Source organism: Prevotella melaninogenica, from assembly GCF_018127925.1.
Taxonomy (GTDB): Bacteria; Bacteroidota; Bacteroidia; order Bacteroidales; family Bacteroidaceae; genus Prevotella; species Prevotella melaninogenica_C.
Genome location: NZ_CP072347.1, coordinates 1,427,272 through 1,447,073 on the forward strand (window position 1 = coordinate 1,427,272; position 19,802 = coordinate 1,447,073).

Below are 19,802 nucleotides of genomic sequence, written 5' to 3' on the forward strand. Positions count from 1 at the left end.
GCAAAATTACTAAAATATATTTTAAAACGCAAGCGTTCTGCTAAAAATATTAAAATAATATGCAACCATATCTCATTTTCATTCAGATAAGGAGCTAAACACCTTACGACCCTTTACGTAGTATTGCCAAAGAAGAGCATATTTCTTACGCCCATCATTCGTACAAGAAGGGAGGTTTTCTCGATGTTTTACCACTCCATCAAGACGAATAGGTAATCTCTCAAACTCATGTCGCCACTTTTTAAAAGCCCTACGTGCTGAGAAGATTGCCTTAAATTCACCCCAATTATGATTCAGAATCAGCGTTTGAAATGCAGCCAAATAGTCTAAAAACCATCTTACGCGCATGACATGCTTCAATTCATCCTCTGGTAAGTTCTTCCATAACATGGTCAAGTTATTACGGAAGTTCAGGAAGGTTTTACGTGGATTTGACTTAGGCAATGTGCCGCCTCCAACGTGATAAACATAGCTTTCAGGGAAACAGAAGATGCGCTTACCCATCTGATGCAGACGCCAACAGAGGTCGATTTCTTCATTATGGGCAAAGAATCTGCCGTCCAATCCACCTGCTGCCCAATAGTCTCTGGCACGTATCATCAAGCAAGCACCTGTTGCCCAAAGTATCTCTTCACTGTTATCATACTGCCCATTATCATCCTCTACCGTGTCAAAGATGCGTCCACGGCAGAACGGATAGCCATAACGATCAATGAAACCTCCCGATGCACCGGCATACTCAAAAGCATCAGGATTGGCAGCGGAGAGCAGTTTTGGCTGACAAGCTGCTATGTCCTCATGAGCGTCCATCTCCTCGATGAGGGGCGTTAGCCAGTGGTGTGTGACCTCAACATCACTGTTTAACAACACGTAATATTCGCTGTCTACCTGCTTTAGCGCACGATTATAGCCTTCTGCAAAGCCGTAGTTTTCAGCTAATTCTATCACCCGAACATGTGGATAAGTTTCTTTCAACCAAGCAACAGAGTCATCTGTTGAAGCATTGTCGGCTATGATAACCTCTGCCTCATCTCGTGAATAATTCAGCACAGAAGGGAGATATTGCTCCATCATGCTTCGTCCATTCCAGTTCAATATGACTATCGCTACTTTCATAAGAGTTCTGCCTTTAATGAACTTTGATCGAAATTAAACTCTCCCAATCGTACTCGGAGAATCTGGTTGTCATATTCTTCCTTTGCCTGATCAGGCGACAGTTCCACACGAATATAGTTATCTGTAAAGCCGTGCATAGCCTTTCCGCGTGCCGCTTTCTCAAAGAGGACGTCTGCCTCCTGCCCTATATGCGCTGCATAGAAGGCACGTGTCTTCTCGTCAGAGAGCTTCAATAGCTTATGCGCACGGTGCTTCTTCTCACGGTCATCTACCACATAAGGAATTGACAATGCCGCAGTTCCTGGACGTTCTGAATAAGGGAAGACATGGAGTTGGGTGACTGGAAGGGAGTCGAGGAAGTTATAACAATCCTCAAAATACTCTGGTCGCTCGCCACGAGAACCTACCATCACATCCACACCGATAAACGCATCGGGCATCTTTTCCTTAATAAGTTTTATCTTACGGGCGAAGAGTGCCGTGTCATAACGACGGTGCATCAACTCCAACACCTCATCAGAACCACTCTGAAGTGGGATATGGAAATGTGGCATAAACGCTCGTGACTCTGCACAATACGCTATCAACTCATCATCTATCAAGTCGGGTTCCAGCGAACTAATACGGAAACGCTGTATTCCCTCTACCTTATCTAATGCTTTTACGAGGTCTAAGAAACTCTCACCTGTGGTCTTACCGAAGTCACCTATATTCACTCCCGTCAATACAATCTCCTTTCCACCCTCTCTTGCAGCCTCTTCTGCCTGCGCAACAAGTGACTGAATAGTCGGGTTACGTGAGAATCCACGAGCAAAAGGAATCGTACAATAAGTGCAAAAGTAATTACATCCGTCTTGCACCTTTAGGAAGTAGCGTGTACGATTACCACGTGAGCAACTTGCTTGGAAACTTTTAATATCCTTCGTCTTAACAGAGTGATACTCTCCCTCTGACGCCTCTTCTTTAGCTGTATCGACCTTGTTCCAAGCATCACTAAGATACTGTACGAGGTCGGCTTTCTCATTACTACCCAACACAAGGTCAACACCTTCTATCTTCGCTACCGTTGCACTCTCAAGCTGAGCATAGCAACCTGTCACGATTACGAAAGCACCTGGGTTCTGGCGAACCATACGATGGATGATCTGACGGCACTTATGGTCAGCAACCTCAGTAACCGAACAGGTATTAATCAGACATATGTCTGCCTGCTCAGTCTTCTTCGCTTCACGCACGCCCATATTATATAAGGTACGCGCGAAGGTACTTGTCTCTGAGAAGTTGAGCTTACAACCCAACGTATAGAACTTGGCTGTCTTGCCTTGAAATGCTGCTGTATCTATCATATAACTTGCAAAGTTACAGTAAAATGAAGACAAAACCAAAGAAATAACCCCGTTTACACATCAGAAAAAACAAGAAAAAGACAGAAAATAAGATTTTACACGCTAAAACAAGGCTTTAAAGCCGCTAAAAAGAAAGGGTTTTTAAATTGTGCAGGCACACATCAAAACCTTTAACATTTATTTAATATTCATATCCTATTGATTATCAATAGCTTACGAATTTGTTACAAAAGAAGAACAAAAAAAGTTCTAAAAATATTATTGCCATATAAAAAAAATACTTACCTTTGCATCGTTTTAACAAACAAATGATTGTTTTACAGATTTAAAAAGCAAAGAAAATGAAGAAATTAGTTTTAATGTTCGTAGCTATCGCAGCTATCTCTTTCGCATCTTGTGGTGGTAACTCTAAGCCAGCTCAGAACGCTGACTCTACAGCTGACTCAATGGCTGCTGATTCAATGGTAGATAGCGTACACGCTGATTCAGTTGCTGCTGATTCAGTTGCTGCTGACTCTGTTAAGTAATCAGAGAACGAACAGAAAAAGAGAGAAATTGGCCGCAGGACATTGTCCTGCGGTTTTTTCGTTTATAGACATGAGGAAATTCAGACGAAGAGCACCACTATTACTGTAGACAAGATGACTAAACCACTTTGAGACAAAGTAAGATTAAGACAGGGTAACAGAAGAACAAAGACAGGATAAAATAAAGACAAAGTAACTCTAAGTTTGCAGCAAGAAACTTAAAGAGGGTATAAAAATCCTTTAGAAAATAAGGTTGATTCATTACCTTTGTTGTCAAAAGGAAGAACCAGCCTACAGGATAGGGAAACTTTAAAGTAACAAGGAATTCAAATCCAGCTTTTGCTTTAGTCCATCCTGTATAGTTGCAAAGACCTGATAGAAAGTCTAGGCTGCGAGCCTATTTAGAGTTTTGAGTCCAACAACTATTGGCTAGCCTTCCATAAAATGCAAAGTTATGAAGAAAGTTTTAATTGGCATTGATTTCTCAAAAGAAAAATTCGATGTAGCTATCATCGTTAAGTCCACATCTATGCAAGCGCATGCAGAGTTCGACAATAAAGTGAGTGGTTATCGTAAGATGATCAAGTGGATTAAGTCTGTGGTTGAGGAAAAAACATGCTCCTCTTGGTTGTTCTGTGGCGAAACTACGAGTGGATACAGCTGTATGATGAGTGACTGGCTATATGCTCAGGGGTATGACGTGTGGATAGAGAATGCACTAACCATCAAACGCACATTCCCTTTGAAGCGTATAAAGAATGATGCTGTTGACGCATTTATGATTGCTGAGTATGCTCTCCGCTTTGAGGATAAGGCGCAGTTATATGAACCCTTAAGCCCTGCTTTGAGTGGATTACGGGAACTTTTCTTGTATCGTCATCACCTTGTACGCCACAGGTGCAGCTTTCAAGTAAGACGAATTGAGAAACGTTTTACACAAGAGAAATCGCCTATCAAGAATACTATATCTCAGAGTGCCAGACATATCATTACAGAGATAAATAAGGAAATAGCCAAGTGTGATGAAAAGATAAAGGAGTATATCGAATCAGATGACCAACTCTATAGTATCTTTGCCATTGTCACATCTATGCCAGGTATTGGAACTATCAACGCTGTCAGTTTAATGGTATATACTAACAACTTTACTAAGTTCGCTTACAACCCAAGAAAGATTGCTTGCTACTATGGTATAGCACCTTTTGGACGTGATTCTGGCACAAGCGTACACACTGATCCACGAGTGGGCTTTATAGCTAATAAGATGCTTAAATCGCTCCTCACACAGGCTGCATTAGCCGCTGTACGAACTTGTCCACAGATTACAAAGTATTATCAAAGGCTTATAGAACGAGGAAAGAAACCTATGGTTGCACTGAATAATGTCAAGAATAAGATGATTGCCATTATAACAGCAATGGTCAGAAATGGTTGCATGTATCAATCTGACAACATCTGCGTGGCAACGCCAAGTGTAAATGTTAAATAAATAGTTAAAATAAGAAATATTGGAGGTTTTTGACATAGAAAGCAGAAGAACAGAAGACAGGATAATGCAAGACAGAATAAGATAAAGACAAAGTAAAAGAACGAATGTTTACAGAGGAATAATTTGTCCTATATTTTCACATCCCACTTTCTAAAACATGCTCTTTTGGCTTCTTAAAGACGCCCAATTGGCTTGCAAAAGATGCCCTTTAAGTCCCTTACTAACGCCCTTTTGAAGTCCAACTAAGCACCTTTTGAAAAGCAGTTTTATAACCCACTGATTTACTGATGATTGCAAACCTACTTCTTACACGTATTTTTCACCTATATTAGGGACCCTTTACCTAAAATATTGTAATGATTTTTCAAACCCTCGTAGCAACTTTTTCACCATGACCCAAACGAACTAAACAAACATTTTTTCGCCCTTCTCTTACCCCTCTTTTTACATTTAATATCTGGGGTATCACGCATTTTACTCGCCTCTCCGCTCGGAGAGAGGCTGGGGATGAGGCTACCATCTTTTACATTTAAGACTTCGGGGGTATCTCGCTAATCACTCCCCTCTCCACTCGGAGAGGGGCTGGGGGTGAGGCTATTTCCCTTCCAACTCCTTCTGCAAACGTATTATCTCATCACGATACTGCGCTGCCTGTAGGAAGTCGAGGTCTTTTGCTGCCTGCTTCATGAGGATAGTTGTATTAGCAATACTCTTCTCCAACTGTGCTTTACTCATCTTCGCAACAATTGGGTCAGCAGCAAAGAGAACACCGTTATTGGGTTCAACGTATGCCTGTCCGACATTCTTACCGATAGAAGCGGTCTGTGCAGTAAGATTCGATTCACCACCCACTGGCAGTGTACCCTTGATAGCCTTGACAATCTGTGTCGGAGTAATATGATGCTCCTCATTATATTTCAGCTGCTTCGTACGTCTACGCATCGTCTCATCGATGGTCTTCTGCATACTCTCTGTGATGTTATCGGCATACATAATCACCTTTCCATTCACGTTACGAGCCGCACGTCCTGCCGTCTGTGTCAAACTTCTATGACTGCGGAGGAAACCTTCTTTATCGGCATCAAGGATAGCAACCAATGAAACCTCTGGTAAGTCTAATCCCTCACGCAAGAGATTGACACCCACAAGGACATCATAGATACCCGCACGGAGGTCGTTGATAATCTTAATACGGTCCAAACTGGCAACATCACTGTGGATATAAGCCGTACGGATATCATGGTTCAGCAGGTATTCGGTCAACTCCTCCGCCATTCGTTTGGTCAGTGTCGTCACCAACACACGCTCTTCCTTCTCTGCACGGATAACGATTTCGTTCATCAAGTCGTCAATCTGATTCTCCGATGGACGCACCTCTATCTCTGGGTCGAGCAAACCAGTAGGACGGATAAGTTGTTCAACTACAACACCTTCTGATTCAGCCAACTCGAAGTCAGCTGGGGTAGCCGAAACATAGATAATCTGATGAATCAAATCATGGAACTCTTCAAAACGCAGCGGACGGTTGTCAAAGGCTGCAGGAAGTCGGAAACCATACTCCACAAGATTCTTTTTTCGGGCACGGTCGCCACCATACATCGCTGAAATCTGCGGTACACTCACATGACTCTCATCTATCACCATCAAGTAATCTTCTGGGAAAAAGTCTAACAAACAGTAAGGGCGCATTCCCGCCTCTCTACCATCAAAGTAGCGTGAATAGTTCTCAATACCAGAGCAATGACCGAGTTCCTTAATCATCTCAATGTCATACTCCACACGTTCCTTGATACGTTGTGCCTTAATGTTATCCCCTATCTCGGTGAAAAAATTAACCTGCTTCACCAAGTCGTCTTGTATCTGACGAATGGCTCCTTCGGTCTGTTCCTTTGACGTAACAAAGAGATTGGCTGGGTAAATCTCGTAAGCATCGAAGGTCGCAAGGCGATGGAAATCAACAGCATCCACCTCTTCGATAGAGTCTATCTCATCATCCCACCACGTAATACGCAAGACATTGTCGTTATAAGCCATCGCAATATCCACCGTATCGCCCTTCACACGGAAGTTTCCACGCTGTAGTTCGATGTCATTGCGCATATAAAGTGCATCGACCAAGCGTCTTAAAAAATCATTACGATCAATGACTTGTCCTTTCTTGATAGAAATGACATTTTCCTTCATGGCTATTGGTGCTCCCATACCATAGATACACGAAACGGAAGACACGACAATAACATCCTTACGACCTGACAACAAAGAAGATACAGCCGACAAACGCAACTTATCAATCTCGTCATTAATCGCAAGATCTTTCTCAATATAGGTATCCGTCACAGGCATGTAAGCCTCTGGCTGATAATAATCATAATAAGAGACATAATACTCCACGGCGTTATCGGGGAAGAAAGCCTTCATCTCTTCATAAAGCTGTGCAGCCAAAGTCTTGTTATGCGACAAGATAAGTGTGGGTTTATTGACATTGGCAATCACGTTCGCAACCGTAAACGTCTTACCCGAACCTGTCACACCCAAGAGTACTTGACTTTTATCGCCACGCTCTAATCCGTCTGTAAGTTCTTTGATTGCCTCTGGCTGGTCGCCCGTTGGTTTATATTTCGATGTTAATTTGAAGTTCATTTTCTACACGTCAAGTGAATCAATCTTTGATTGCAAAGATACAAAAAAGCGCTGATAGTATATAATTAATAGTGATTTTTTGCTAAAAATGCAAACCACCTTTGCGTATTTATAGAATAATATGTAACTTTGCACTTCAAAGTCAAATTATGAAGAAAAGAATTCTTATTGGTCTTTGTGCCGTTTTACTGTTGACAAGTTGCGCACACGAATATAATCAAGTCTACAAGACAACTAACAACGATTATAAATACGAATTTGCAAAGGAATGCTTTGCAAAGGGAAAGTATGGCTTTGCTGTGCCCCTTTTGCAAGACCTTGTGACTATCGAGAAAGGTACTGACAACGCACAGGAATGTCTCTATATGCTCGCTATGGCAGAGTATTGCTTGAAGGATTATCAAGCTGCTTCAGAAACATTTAAGAAGTATTACCAGACTTACCCACGTGGCCAGTATGCTGAAATGGCATCCTTCTACATTGGGCAGAGTCTCTTTGAAGGAACCCCTGAGCCACGTCTTGACCAGACTCCTACCGTCGCAGCCATCGCAGCTTTCCAAGAGTATTTGGACATCTTCCCAAATGGTAAGATGAAAGAAACTGCTCAGCAACGCCTCTTTGCATTGCAGGATAAGCTTGTCCGTAAGGAGTATCTCAATGCAAAGTTATATTATAACCTTGGCTCTTACTTTGGTAACAGCATCCGCACCGTTGACAACAACGGTGGTAACAACTACGAGGCTTGCATCATCACTGCACAAAACGCTTTGAACGATTATCCTTATAGCGACTTACGCGAGGACTTTGCTATCCTCATTATGAAGAGTAAGTTTGAATTAGCTCAAATGAGTGTTGAGGAGAAGAAGGTACAACGTTTCCAGGATGCAGAAGACGAGTGCTACGGATTTATCAACGAGTACCCAGATTCAAAGGAACGCAAAACAGCTGAGGATTACATCAAGAAGTGTAAGCAATATACAAAAGATTAAAGAATAACAGACTTATAAAATATAGACAATTAGAATGGATTACAAGAAGTCAAAAGCACCGTCAAATACGGTAACCCGAGATGTTCAGGAACTTTGGAAAGATACTGGTAACATCTATGAGAGTGTTGCTATCATAGCAAAGAGAGCAAACCAAATCTCGGTTGAAATTAAGCAGGACTTGAGTAAGAAACTTGCTGAGTTTGCTTCTTATAACGATTCTCTTGACGAGGTATTCGAGAACCGTGAGCAGATTGAGATTAGCCGTTACTACGAGAAACTGCCAAAGCCAACATTGTTAGCTACTCAGGAGTTCATCGATGGTGACGTTTATTGGCGCGATCCTTCTAAGGATGCTCTGAACGAGGAAGAAGATTAAATTATGATACAGAGGAAACAAACTGTATTCCTGTTTCTTGCATTGCTTACTACCATTGCGTGCCTCTGCCTACCTGTAGGTGGCTTTGAACCAAAGGGTATGGGTGCTGAGAGCATGTTAATGAATCTCTGGATAAGTGATGCTAACGGTGGTAAGGACTTTAACGTATGGGCGTTGTTTGCTATTCTTTTAGTAACTTGTCCTATCAACCTCTTCGCCATCTTCGACTATCATAACCGCAAGCGTCAGGCTCGTTTCTGTACGTTCTCCATGTTAATGATTATTGGTTGGTATGTGGTTTATGGTGTGTTCAGCCAAGTATTGATGACTGGCTTCGACTTCCACATTAAGTTTGCAGCCTGTCTTCCACTCGTAGCTTTCATCCTCTTGTGGCTTGCACGCCACTCTATCCTTGCTGATGAAGCCTTAGTAAGAGCAGCTGACAGAATCAGATAAAACAAAAGATTCCAATATAAAAGCGACAGCATTAAAGGTTATCCCTTGATGCTGTCGCTTTTTTATTAGATATCCTGATCTATGAAGTGAGAAGAATCGATCTTATATGCGAAAGAAAACTATTACAAATCTTACAAGAATAGTTTTATTTTATGTTGCTGTCATTTTAACATTTCGTGCAATCTAACTGTAAAAGAATAAGTTAGGTGAACACTTTGAATGATAGCAATGACAGCAAAATTTGTTTCAAGTGAATTGTCTTGTAAAGGGTATCGTGATAGAGCGTTCAAAAACCATTCAATCTTTACATAGAAATCGAAAGGTTCAAGGAGAGATAACACCTAACATTTTAACCCAACTCTCTAAGTTAGGCTTATGTATAGTCCTTACTATGGTATTGTTTCCTATTTGGATTTAATAAGGTTATAAACCGCCCAAGCGATTGCTATCAGCCACCCGCACCATTGGTGTTTACCTTCCGCACCATATGTGCGGAGGCTCCGCACGCTAATAAGAGCGTTTCATCTCTCATACTGAAGTCCCACTTTCAGAAGTAAACTTTATCACTTTACATATCGGAGGAAGCTTTTATTATTAGGCTTATTAGCCTAATTGGGCTAATAAGCCTAATATCCTCAATAAAAAAAGACAGGCAAAAACCTGTCTTACTTATTCTTAATCCCCTGGCATTAAGCCTTCGATATACTTACAGAGGATGTTGATACCCTTTACATTCTCGCCTCCCTGTGGGATAATCACATCAGCATAACGCTTAGTAGGCTCGATGAACTGTTCATGCATTGGCTTCAATACTTCTAAATAGCGCTCTACAACCATTGAAACCGTACGACCACGATCTATCGTATCACGCTGAATATTACGGATAAGGCGCTCATCAGGATCACAATCAACAAAAATCTTGAGATCCATCATATCACGTAGACGTTTGTTGCTCAATGCCATAATACCCTCAACGATGATTACAGGCTTTGGCTCTACATGAATAGTCTCTGGCAAGCGATTGCTGAGAATATAGCTATAAGTTGGTTGTTCAACTGCTCTTCCCTCACGCAGCTCATTCACCTGCTTAATGAGTAGTTTCCAATCAAAGGCATCTGGATGGTCGAAATTGATTGCCTTGCGCTCTTCATCGGTAAGTTCTGTCGTGTCATTATAATAAGAATCCAACGGCACAACAGCCACATAATGAGGAGGAAGACTCTCTACGATTTTCTTCACTACGGTGGTCTTTCCCGAACCAGTACCACCCGCTATTCCTATGATAGTTATTTTATCCTTCATATTGGTTGATTTTATTATTCTTATTATTGGGCTTATTTGCCTTAAGTCCAATTAGCCTAATATCCCTAAATCCCTAAACATCCTTTCGTAATACTCAGCCTTCTTCTCGACCTTCATCGGATAAGCACGACTACTACTTGGTTCACGATAAAGTCGCAGCGTACGATTCTCAAAGCTAAACTCCTTGTGATCACCCATCTTCATCTTACGCGCATCAATACCATAATGCTCTGTAAAGACCGTTGTTGCCAACTGACCTGCTGCCAACACCGCCTTACACTCTGGCAATGAACGAAGCATTCCATCGAGGTCAGCACGCTCAATGATTTCTAAGTCTTTGTCAGATGCCGTACCTGTTGTACGATAGATACGCAAGGCAGTATCGAAGATAGCTATCCCCTTCTCTTTTAAGAAGGGCTTTAGTAAATCAAGTTTATAGGTCTTCTTTTCTTCATCCACAAAGTAGTGCTTATCTCCGAAGAAGATATGACCAAAGATACGCCACATATCATTCGTGTAATTAGGATAATACCATTCCATACACCAACGTTTTGGTGCTGGCGGAAAGGTTCCTAACAGCAACAATTTGGCATTGGATGGGAGCCACGGCTCAAAAGGATGAGTTTCTATTTCCATTGTTTTATCATCAAATTGGGCTTATTAGGCTAATTGGGCTAATTGGGCTAATAAGCCTAATAAGTCTAATAATCTTTACTGCTGCTTAGCAAAGTAAGTTACAACTGGCAAGTGGTCTGAATAACCATCGAGCCAAACACCACCAGCAGTGGTTCGCTTGGTATTACCCTTATACTTACCTGACTCCTGAAAGAGATAATCGCGACGGAAAATTTGGTTCTTCCAGAACTTCAACTCTGAGAAGTCTTTCTTACCATCCTTATTCAGCAAGTTAGGAGTCATGATAATCTGGTCAAAGAGATTCCACTTACCCTGATACTGCAAGGTTCCTGTTCCTTCCTTTACAAGGACATTATACCAAGGATTGTACATGTCATTTGCACCAACCTCATTGATTTCGCCCTTTGCAGACAGACATTCATGTATACTCTTATTGGTTGGGTCGTCATTCATATCACCCATAACAAGCACCTTCACCTTTGGATCTTCACGAAGAAGTGAGTCCTTCAACGCCTTTACCTGCTTACCACCCAACTCACGATAGTAAGAACCTGCACCACGACTTGGTAAATGGCACACAATGATGGTCACATGTTCGCCAGCCAGTGTACCACTTACAGTAAGGAAGCCACGTGTAGCACGAGTGCTGTCCTTTGGTAAATCATAAACATAAGGAACCAACTTTGTATTTCTTACGGTAAAGAGTTTTGGATTATAAATCAAGGCACAGTCGATACCACGATGGTCGGGTCCTTCGATATGTACATACTTATAGCCACGTTTTGCCAACTCTGGCTGTGCTGTGAGGTCACGCATTGCGTGGTCGTTCTCAACCTCAGCCAAGCCAATAACCGCACAACCAACATTCGGAAGAACATCTGTACCCATCTCTGCCAATACCGATGCCATGTTATGCAACTTATGACTATACTTCATCTCGTTCCACTGATAACTACCAGTCGGCGTGAAATCGTGGTCGTTTTTCCCTTCATCACGTGTTGTATCAAACAAGTTTTCTACATTATAGAAGCCTATAGCATAAACAGAAAACTTCTTCTGGGCTGAAGCTGACGTACCGAAAAGAACGGCACAGAAAAGAACTAATAGTAACTTTCTCATTATTTTTAATGTTGTTGTTTTTATCAGAGCGTCTAAACAAAGACTTATAGTACCCTGGGAATCAGCAATAATACGAAAACAAAAGCATAAGCTGATATGTACTCGACTTTTAAGTATAGACACACAAAGCCTATAACTGAATCCTGGACACAGTCACGTTTAGTTTGCAAATATCGGTAAATAATCCGACATTTACGCATAATTCTCGAAAAATTCATCAAAAAGACTTTCTATTTCCAAATTTATTTCGTTACTTTGCAGTCTATAGTATAACACCTATTTAATGTAATCAACTATGCAGAAAAAGCTGAAACTTGCCGTTTTAGCACTATGCAGTTCGTCTATGGTGGTCGCACAGAATACCGACACAAAGACGAACCAGCAGGCGCAGACGGCCAACGCTATGGATGAATCGGCGTTCACCTTCACTGAAGCGCAGTTAGGTGAGAACAATGACATGAATGAAAATGTAACGATTCTCAACTCAAACAGTAACGTCTATGCTTCACAAGTGGGTTTCTTGTATTCGCCCATGCGGTTCCGTTACCGTGCTCTGAACCAGAAATATAACGATGTTTATATCAATGGTGCACCTATGAACGATATGGAAAGCGGACAGTTCCGCTACTCTATGGTAGGTGGTATCAACCAGCAGACACGTAACGTTGACTATGCACTTCCTTTTGAGAACAATAACTTCTCAATGACAGCTTTGGCTGGAAGTAACAACTATGACTTCCGCGCTGGTTCAATGGCTGGCGGACATCGTCTCACGCTTTCTGCTGCTAACCGTAACTATACCCTTCGTGGTATGTACAACTATGCAAGTGGATTCAACGCTAAGGGCTGGGCTATTGCTGCCAGCGTTGCTTATCGTTGGGCTAACCGTGGTTACGTTGAGGGGACTTTCTATAACTCATTGTCTTACTACTTCGGTGTTCAGAAGAAATGGAACAATGGTCATTCTTTAGCTTTGTCTACATGGGGTAACCCAACTGAGCGTTCTACACAGGGCGCAAGTACTGACGAGGCTTACTGGCTTGCTAACGACTATCAGTACAACCCATATTGGGGTTATCAGAATGGTCACAAACGCAATAGCCGTGTTATAAACGACTTCGCTCCTTCTGCTATCCTCACTTGGGATTGGGATATCAATAAAAAGATGAAGTTGACAACAAGTCTTTTTGCTCAGTATTCTATGTATAAGAGCACTAAGCTGAACTATAACAACAGCGAAAACCCACAGCCTGACTACTGGAAGAACCTTCCAAGTAGCTACTATGACGTGTGGGATCAGAGCAATGCACGCTATCGTACAGCACAGACTTTCTCTGATTGGCAGACTGCTGTGAACTGGTGGGGCAATAAGGAGAACCGCCAGATTCAGTGGGATCGTCTTTACTATGCTAACCGCCAGGCGGCAGCCAATGGTGAGGATGCACTTTACTACGTGCAGGCTAAGCACAATGATGCAATGACAACGGCACTGTCTTCTACTCTTACTAACCATCTTGGTAAGAACAAGGTGTTTAATGCAGGCCTTTCACTCGGTCAGACTTTAGCTCGTCACTATCAGACAATGGAGGACCTCTTGGGTGCAAAGAGTTTCCATAACATCAATACTTATGCGCTCGGAACCTACGCTGCAGCTGACCCACGTGTTCAGTATGACCTTAATACAACCGGTACTTTGGGTTTAGGTAAGCTCGTATATGAGGGTGATACATTCGGTTACGACTATAATATCAACGTACGCCGTGCTAAACTTTGGGCTAATTATGCGCAAACTATTGGCAAGCTTCACTATATGGTAGCTGGTAGAGTTGGCTATGACAACATGTATCGAGTAGGTAACATGCGCAATGGTATGTTTGCTGACAACTCTGCTGGTAAGAGCAAGGATGCAAACTTCCTTACAGGTGGTGTGAAGTCTAATGCTACCGTTACCCTTGGTGGTGGTAATGCACTTTCTCTCGGACTGGGTTATGAGCATCGTGCACCAAATGCTAACACTGCTTTTGCTTCACCTGAGATGAACAATGACTTTGTTCTCAACCTCCACAATGAGCGTATTTTCTCAAGCGAACTTAGCTATCAGTACTCTGGTAGTTGGCTCCACGCTAACCTCAGTAGCTACTACAACCACATGACAAACGTGACCGAGTGGCAGAACTTCTACTTTGATGATGCTAACTCTTTCACATACGTTAGCATGACTAACATGAAGAAGAATTACTATGGTATTGAGTTGGGACTTGACTTCAAGCTCACAAGCTTCCTTAACTTCAAGGCGCTCGGTACTTGGAGCGAGGCTAAGAATGCTAACAATGCTGATGTTATCTACTTGAACTCTACGAAGAGCACTTATAACAAGGATATTGTTTACAATAAGAATATGCACGAAGCAAGCACTCCTCTGAGTGTTTACAGTGCAATCCTCAGTTATCACAAGGGTGGTTGGTTCATCGACTTGAGCGGTAACTACTATGATCGTATCTACCTCTCTTACGCACCAAGCCTCCGTTATGGCAACACTCTCCGCACAATGGGTACTGCGCTTGGCGGTATGGATGCTAATGGCAACTATACTCCTTACGCACAAACTGAGGGTCATGGTGGCTTTATGCTCGATGCTTCTATCGGTAAGAGTCTTTATCTCCGCCATGGAAGTTTGTCTATCAACTTGATGATTACCAACTTACTGAACAACCAGAAGATTGTAAGTGGTGGTTATGAGCAGGGCCGCAGCAACTACACTGTCAACAAGACGACTGGAGCTGCTACAACACGTGCTTACGACTTCTACCGCAATCCTAAGAAGTATTACGTGAATGGTATCAATGGTATGTTGAACGTAGCTTACAAATTCTAAAACTAAATACAGGAAACGATTATGAAGAAACTGAAATATTTAATGATGGCAGCTGTCTGCGCACTCTTTGCATCTTGTATGGGCGATAGCTACGCAGAGCCAGCTGAAACAGGTTCGGCGCCATACGGCAACAATGAACTGACCGAAACAAATGTCATTTCTATTGCTCAGCTGAAGAGTAAGTTTGCTAACTATATTGCGACGGATTACCGTGATGGCGTCAGCTATGCTAAGGTTACAGACGATATCAAGATAAAGGCTATCGTTACAAGTTCTGACGTTGCTGGTAACATCTATCAGGAGTTAGCTTTGCAGGACGCAACAGGTGCTATTATCGTTAGTGTTGCTCAGGGTGGTTTGCATGGTGCACTACCTATCGGCACGGAAGTCTTGGTAAGTCTGAAGGACCTTTACGTAGGCAACTATGGTAAGCAGGCACAGATTGGTGTTCCTTCTGTGAATGCTTCTGGTGCAACAACCATTGGTCGTATCAGCCGTACTGTTTGGGATCAGCACTATAAGATTCTCTCTTCTGGTAATAAGGTTGAACCTACTGAGTTTGCTTCTGGCACCAACGCAACAACTTGGAACCTCGACACTGATGGCGGTAAGTTGGGTATTATCCGTAACGTTAGCTTTAAGAGTAGCAACAGCAGTAAGGTTACTGATACTTTCGCTGATGCTAATGGCGGTGCGGGTAGCGTTAGCTGGACCCTAAACGAGCAGGATGGCAGAAAGGTTATCGTGTATAATAGTAACTTTGCTAAATTCGCTAATAGCAAGGTCCCAACGGGTAAGGTTGACATCGTTGGTATCTTCAAACGCTTTAATAACCAGTGGGAGATTATCATCCGCTCACTTGATGACATCAAGCCTGCAGAGAAGGTTGACCCATTCAAGGGACTCCCAGGCAAGGGTGATGGCACACAGGCTAACCCATTGGATATCACACGTGCTTTGGCTTATGCAAAGTTGAATAAGAAGGATGCTAACACTTACTATATCAAGGGTATCATCTCACAGATAGATGAGGTTTCAACTCAGTATGGTAATGCTCGCTACTACCTGTCTAATGATGGTACAACAACTGACCAGTTGCAGGTGTTCCGTGGCTTGTACTTGAATGGCGATAAGTTCACTGACCCTTCACAGATTAGTGTAGGAAAGAAGGTTCTTATCCTTGGTACCTTGGATTTTTACGAGGCAACATCAAACCCACAGGTTGGTCGTAACAGTAAGATTATCTCAATTAATTAACAAGACAAATAACTATACAGAATATGAAAAAGATTATTTATTCAATGATGGCGCTGGCTATGACAACAACTGTCTTCACAAGCTGTGAGGATGTTCCAGCTCCATACAGTGTTACATTTGAAGAGAACAACAATAACAACACAAACACACCTACCACTCCTACTGCTGGAACTGGTACAGAGGCTGACCCATTCAACGTTGCTGCAGCGTTGAAGTATATTGATGCTGGTCAGAACCTTGATAAGGATGTATATGTTTCTGGTACAATCGTTAGTGTCAAGGAGATTGATGCTGCCAACTATGGTAATGCTACCTATCTTATCTCTGACGATGGAACGACCAACGGACAGTTGACTGTATATCGCGGCTATGCACTTGGTAATAAGAAGTTCACTGCAAGCGATAAACTTAACGCTGGCGATAAGGTTGTTGTATATGGTAAACTTGTAAACTTCAAGGGTACGAAGGAGTTCACACAGGGCAACTATATCTACTCTCTCAATGGTAATAAGGCTGCTCAGCCAACACCAACAGCTGACTTGAATACAGAGACTACTGCATGGACTGTTACTGAAGCTGTACAAAAGATTCAGGCTAACCAGACTGCTACGGGCGAGGCTTATGTAAAGGGTGTTATCTCTGAGGTAGTTTCTTATAACGAGAACTATAAGAGTATCACTTACTATATCTCTGATAACGGTACAGACAAGACGCTCCAGGTATTCTCTGGTAAGGGTCTCAATGGTGCTGACTTCGCTGCAAAGACTGATCTTCAAGCTGGTCAGACGGTAGTTGTTAAGGGTAACCTTAAGGCTTTCACCAATAAGCAGGGCAAGGTTATCATGGAGATTGACAAGAACAATAAGATTATCTCTATCAGCGGTGCTTCTACTCCTCAGCCTGCTGCTACTGGTCTTACCGCTAAGTTTGAGACTGGTATGGATAACTTTACTATCAACAACATTACACTCCCAGCAGACCTTTCTTTCGTATGGAAGCATGATGCAACTAATAAGTACATGAAGGCTTCTGCATTTAAGAAGCCTACTAACTATGCTGCTGAGAGCCGTCTTACATCTCCTGCTTTCAGCCTCGCAGGTAAGACTACTGCCACCCTTTCTTTCAAGCATGCAGCTAAGTTCTTCGCTAATGCAGCTAACGAGTTTAAGGTACAGGTGTCTACAGATGGTACAACATGGCATGACGTTGCTGTTTCAACTTATCCTACAGGTACTGACTGGAAATTCGTCGATGCTACATGCAACCTCTCTGCATACGCAGGTAAGGCTACTGTTTACATTGGATTCCTCTATACAAGCACTGCTACTAAGGCTGGTACATGGGAAATCAAGGACGTAGAAGTTAAGTAAAGTTCCCTTATCTTATCTTCGTGCGAAAGCCCCGCACCAATGGTGCGCATGGTAAACACCAATGGTGCGGAGGCTCATGACACACGGAATTACTAAGTATAAGGAAACTTATTGGTTACGAAATGACCTAAAGGGAAGCAAAAGTTTATACCGTAGATATTTTTAGTTGTATCACTCGAAATATCGAATGAGCCTAAAAAACAGCTTAAAATATTTGGCTGACTACAGAATTATTCGTAATTTTGCACCCTGTAAAGTGTCTATACCCCCTTTGATAAAGGGAAGACTACAGCAAGTATATTATTAACAATTAGATAACAATAAAATGAAACAAGGTATTCATCCAGAAAACTATCGCCCCGTCGTATTTAAGGATATGTCCAACGGCGATATGTTCCTTACAAAGTCTACATGCAAAACTTCAGAGACAGTAGAATTTGAAGGCGAAACTTACCCAGTGGTAAAAGTCGAAATCTCAAGCACCTCTCACCCATTCTACACTGGTAAGAGTAAGCTTGTCGATACAGCAGGTCGCGTTGACCGCTTCATGAGCCGTTACGGTAAGTTGAAGAAGTAATCGATAATACCCTTCGACATTATTACATACAAAGTGCGGACAAACGTAGTTGCATATACGTTTGCTCGCACTTTTGCATTCAACGGAACAGAAACAAATAATATTCTGTCTACAGATTGTATTGAAGAAATAGATAACAGAGGATAACCTATAATTGAAAGCTTCATAGAAAGCTTAAGATTGGGGATAACATGGAGAACAGACATTAGATGTCTACGCATAATCCATCTGTTTCAAACAAGCTAAAACTTCACTGTCAGCCATCCAAAGACAAAAGAATGAACAAGATAATACGATACACAGCTGTATGGGCTTTTACACTCCTTACTGTTAGCACAATCACATCGTGTAGTAAGGACGATGATAATTCTAATAATTCAGGAATTGCAGAAACTATAACCAATAACACGAACTCAAATCTTAAAGATTTACGTACAGCAACGCACCGCCTGGAGTTTCCTAAGCTAAAGGGTGGACATAGTACTATCCTTACTCATAAACTAAGCAGTGGTGAGATTAATTATAGCGTTGAATGGGACATAGAAAAAATGTCTAACCGTTGGACATGCTATCAGATTTACGCAAACAATGCTCAACAAACTGTAAAGAGAAAAAGTCAACAGAGTGCTGACCTCTATCCTATGGACCCACTGTGGACTCCTAATTCCTTCTTTTCATCCGATCCTTATTATAGATCTGGCTACGACCACGGACACCTCTGTCCTTCACAAGACAGAGTGAACAGCCGAGAGTCTAATGACCAAACCTTCTATCTCAGTAATATGCAGCCACAAGTTCACGGCTTCAACGCTGGTATCTGGGAAGTGATGGAGAGAAAGATGAGAACATACATCACCTATACAAGTGGCTCTAAGGATACATTATTTATCTGTCGTGGTGGTACAATTGACAAACAAGACCAGTACACCTATATAAAAAATAAGTTTATTGTACCAACTTATTTCTTCTCTGCAGCACTGATGAAATACAAAGTGAGAGGTCAAGGTGACTGGCAATATAAAGCTATTGCCTTCTGGTTCAAACACGAAAACAATAACGAAACCTCCCTTAAGCCATATGTTATCAGCATCAAAGAACTCGAAGCAAAAACTGGTATCGACTTCTTCTGCAACCTCCCTGACAACATAGAGCGTGATGTAGAATCAAAAACTCCTGAACAAATGATTCTCACTTGGAATATAGTATAGGGCATCAGCACTAAATAGACACAAAAAGAGCATATTAAGTATTACTTTCACAGTTTACTTAATATGCTCTTTTTCTTATAAGTCACTATGAGAATGCTTACACTTACTCTGCTTCGAGATAAACAATCGTATCTTCTCAAAAATCTATTCCATGCAATATAAACAACTTAAACAATTCCAATAATATTCTCCACCATCAATAAAAAATTAGCCTTACCAGCCTCATAACACTTAACTATCAATAGAAGTAGCCTCATTAACCTTAACAATTGAAAGAATTAGCTTTATCACACTAATTACTTGTTATTTTATCTTATTCTATTTACCTATCAGCCTTATAAGACCAAAAGATTCCAATTTGCCTTATTACCCTGATTGGCCCAATTAGCCTAATAACCCTTAATAGTTTAGCATTATCTACCCCATTAGCCTGATTAATCCTGTTAAATTCTATTTGCCTTATTCGCCCTATTAGCCTAATAAGCCCAATTAGCCCAATATAATATCCCATTCTCCCTC

Annotated in this window: 16 protein-coding genes; 10 read left to right on the top strand and 6 right to left on the bottom strand. The window is 41.8% G+C overall.

The features are described 5' to 3' along the window. Positions 1–78 precede the first annotated feature (78 nt). Positions 79–1,116, bottom strand: a complete 1,038-nt coding sequence (locus J4861_RS05415) for a glycosyltransferase family 2 protein (protein WP_211816132.1) — start codon at positions 1,114–1,116, stop codon at positions 79–81. Then, positions 1,113–2,462: a tRNA (N(6)-L-threonylcarbamoyladenosine(37)-C(2))-methylthiotransferase MtaB gene (gene mtaB, locus J4861_RS05420; protein WP_211816134.1), complete on the bottom strand. Its 1,350-nt coding sequence runs from the start codon at positions 2,460–2,462 to the stop codon at positions 1,113–1,115. The genes J4861_RS05415 and mtaB overlap by 4 nt, the downstream gene beginning before the upstream one ends. 341 nt (positions 2,463–2,803) lie before the next feature. Between mtaB and J4861_RS05425 the strand changes: the two genes are divergently transcribed. Both J4861_RS05425 and J4861_RS05430 read left to right on the top strand, forming a co-directional pair. Next, a complete protein-coding gene (locus J4861_RS05425; RefSeq protein WP_036924233.1) occupies positions 2,804–2,989 on the top strand; it encodes a PG1828 family lipoprotein in 186 nt (61 codons plus the stop codon). Between the two features lie 454 nt (positions 2,990–3,443). Further along, entirely contained in the window at positions 3,444–4,478 is a 1,035-nt protein-coding gene (locus J4861_RS05430) for an IS110 family RNA-guided transposase (protein ID WP_211816136.1), read from the top strand. 594 nt (positions 4,479–5,072) lie between these two features. Here the strand turns inward: J4861_RS05430 and uvrB are convergent. After that, positions 5,073–7,118, bottom strand: a complete 2,046-nt coding sequence (uvrB, locus tag J4861_RS05435) for an excinuclease ABC subunit UvrB (RefSeq protein WP_211816138.1) — start codon at positions 7,116–7,118, stop codon at positions 5,073–5,075. A 149-nt stretch (positions 7,119–7,267) separates the two neighbouring features. On the opposite strand from uvrB, the gene J4861_RS05440 reads away from it, so the two are divergent. Genes J4861_RS05440 through J4861_RS05450 form a run of 3 tightly spaced genes read left to right on the top strand, consistent with a single transcriptional unit; the run spans position 7,268 to position 8,939 of the window. Next, on the top strand, positions 7,268–8,107 hold the full coding sequence (locus J4861_RS05440) for an outer membrane protein assembly factor BamD (RefSeq protein ID WP_211816139.1): 840 nt from the start codon (positions 7,268–7,270) through the stop codon (positions 8,105–8,107). Positions 8,108–8,141: 34 nt separating this feature from the next. Then, a complete protein-coding gene (locus tag J4861_RS05445) occupies positions 8,142–8,483 on the top strand; it encodes a DNA-directed RNA polymerase subunit omega (RefSeq protein ID WP_013265878.1) in 342 nt (113 codons plus the stop codon). A gap of 3 nt (positions 8,484–8,486) precedes the next feature. Then, the gene (locus tag J4861_RS05450) at positions 8,487–8,939 is read left to right on the top strand and encodes a DUF4293 domain-containing protein (RefSeq protein ID WP_013265140.1); all 453 of its coding nucleotides are present in this window, start codon (positions 8,487–8,489) and stop codon (positions 8,937–8,939) included. Positions 8,940–9,614: 675 nt separating this feature from the next. Here J4861_RS05450 and udk read toward each other — a convergent pair. The 3 genes from udk to J4861_RS05465 all read right to left on the bottom strand — a co-directional run bounded on the left by udk (position 9,615) and on the right by J4861_RS05465 (position 11,996). Then, on the bottom strand, positions 9,615–10,241 hold the full coding sequence (gene udk / locus J4861_RS05455) for a uridine kinase (RefSeq protein WP_211816140.1): 627 nt from the start codon (positions 10,239–10,241) through the stop codon (positions 9,615–9,617). A gap of 51 nt (positions 10,242–10,292) precedes the next feature. Next, the gene (locus tag J4861_RS05460; protein ID WP_211806422.1) at positions 10,293–10,877 is read right to left on the bottom strand and encodes a uracil-DNA glycosylase family protein; all 585 of its coding nucleotides are present in this window, start codon (positions 10,875–10,877) and stop codon (positions 10,293–10,295) included. Between the two features lie 75 nt (positions 10,878–10,952). Next, positions 10,953–11,996 (bottom strand): endonuclease/exonuclease/phosphatase family protein, encoded by a 1,044-nt coding sequence (locus J4861_RS05465; protein ID WP_211816141.1) that lies wholly within the window; start codon positions 11,994–11,996, stop codon positions 10,953–10,955. A 295-nt stretch (positions 11,997–12,291) separates the two neighbouring features. Between J4861_RS05465 and J4861_RS05470 the strand changes: the two genes are divergently transcribed. The 5 genes from J4861_RS05470 to J4861_RS05490 all read left to right on the top strand — a co-directional run bounded on the left by J4861_RS05470 (position 12,292) and on the right by J4861_RS05490 (position 19,283). Then, positions 12,292–14,871, top strand: coding sequence for a porin family protein (locus J4861_RS05470; RefSeq protein ID WP_211816142.1), 2,580 nt, complete (start codon positions 12,292–12,294; stop codon positions 14,869–14,871). Between the two features lie 21 nt (positions 14,872–14,892). After that, on the top strand, positions 14,893–16,128 hold the full coding sequence (locus J4861_RS05475) for a DUF5689 domain-containing protein (RefSeq protein WP_211816143.1): 1,236 nt from the start codon (positions 14,893–14,895) through the stop codon (positions 16,126–16,128). 23 nt (positions 16,129–16,151) lie between these two features. Then, positions 16,152–17,498 carry a choice-of-anchor J domain-containing protein gene (locus J4861_RS05480; protein ID WP_211816144.1) on the top strand — a complete coding sequence of 449 codons (1,347 nt, stop codon included), beginning with the start codon at positions 16,152–16,154 and terminating at the stop codon, positions 17,496–17,498. A 325-nt stretch (positions 17,499–17,823) separates the two neighbouring features. After that, entirely contained in the window at positions 17,824–18,075 is a 252-nt protein-coding gene (locus tag J4861_RS05485) for a type B 50S ribosomal protein L31 (protein WP_004361523.1), read from the top strand. A gap of 278 nt (positions 18,076–18,353) precedes the next feature. Beyond that, the gene (locus J4861_RS05490; RefSeq protein ID WP_211816146.1) at positions 18,354–19,283 is read left to right on the top strand and encodes a DNA/RNA non-specific endonuclease; all 930 of its coding nucleotides are present in this window, start codon (positions 18,354–18,356) and stop codon (positions 19,281–19,283) included. Positions 19,284–19,802 lie beyond the last annotated feature (519 nt).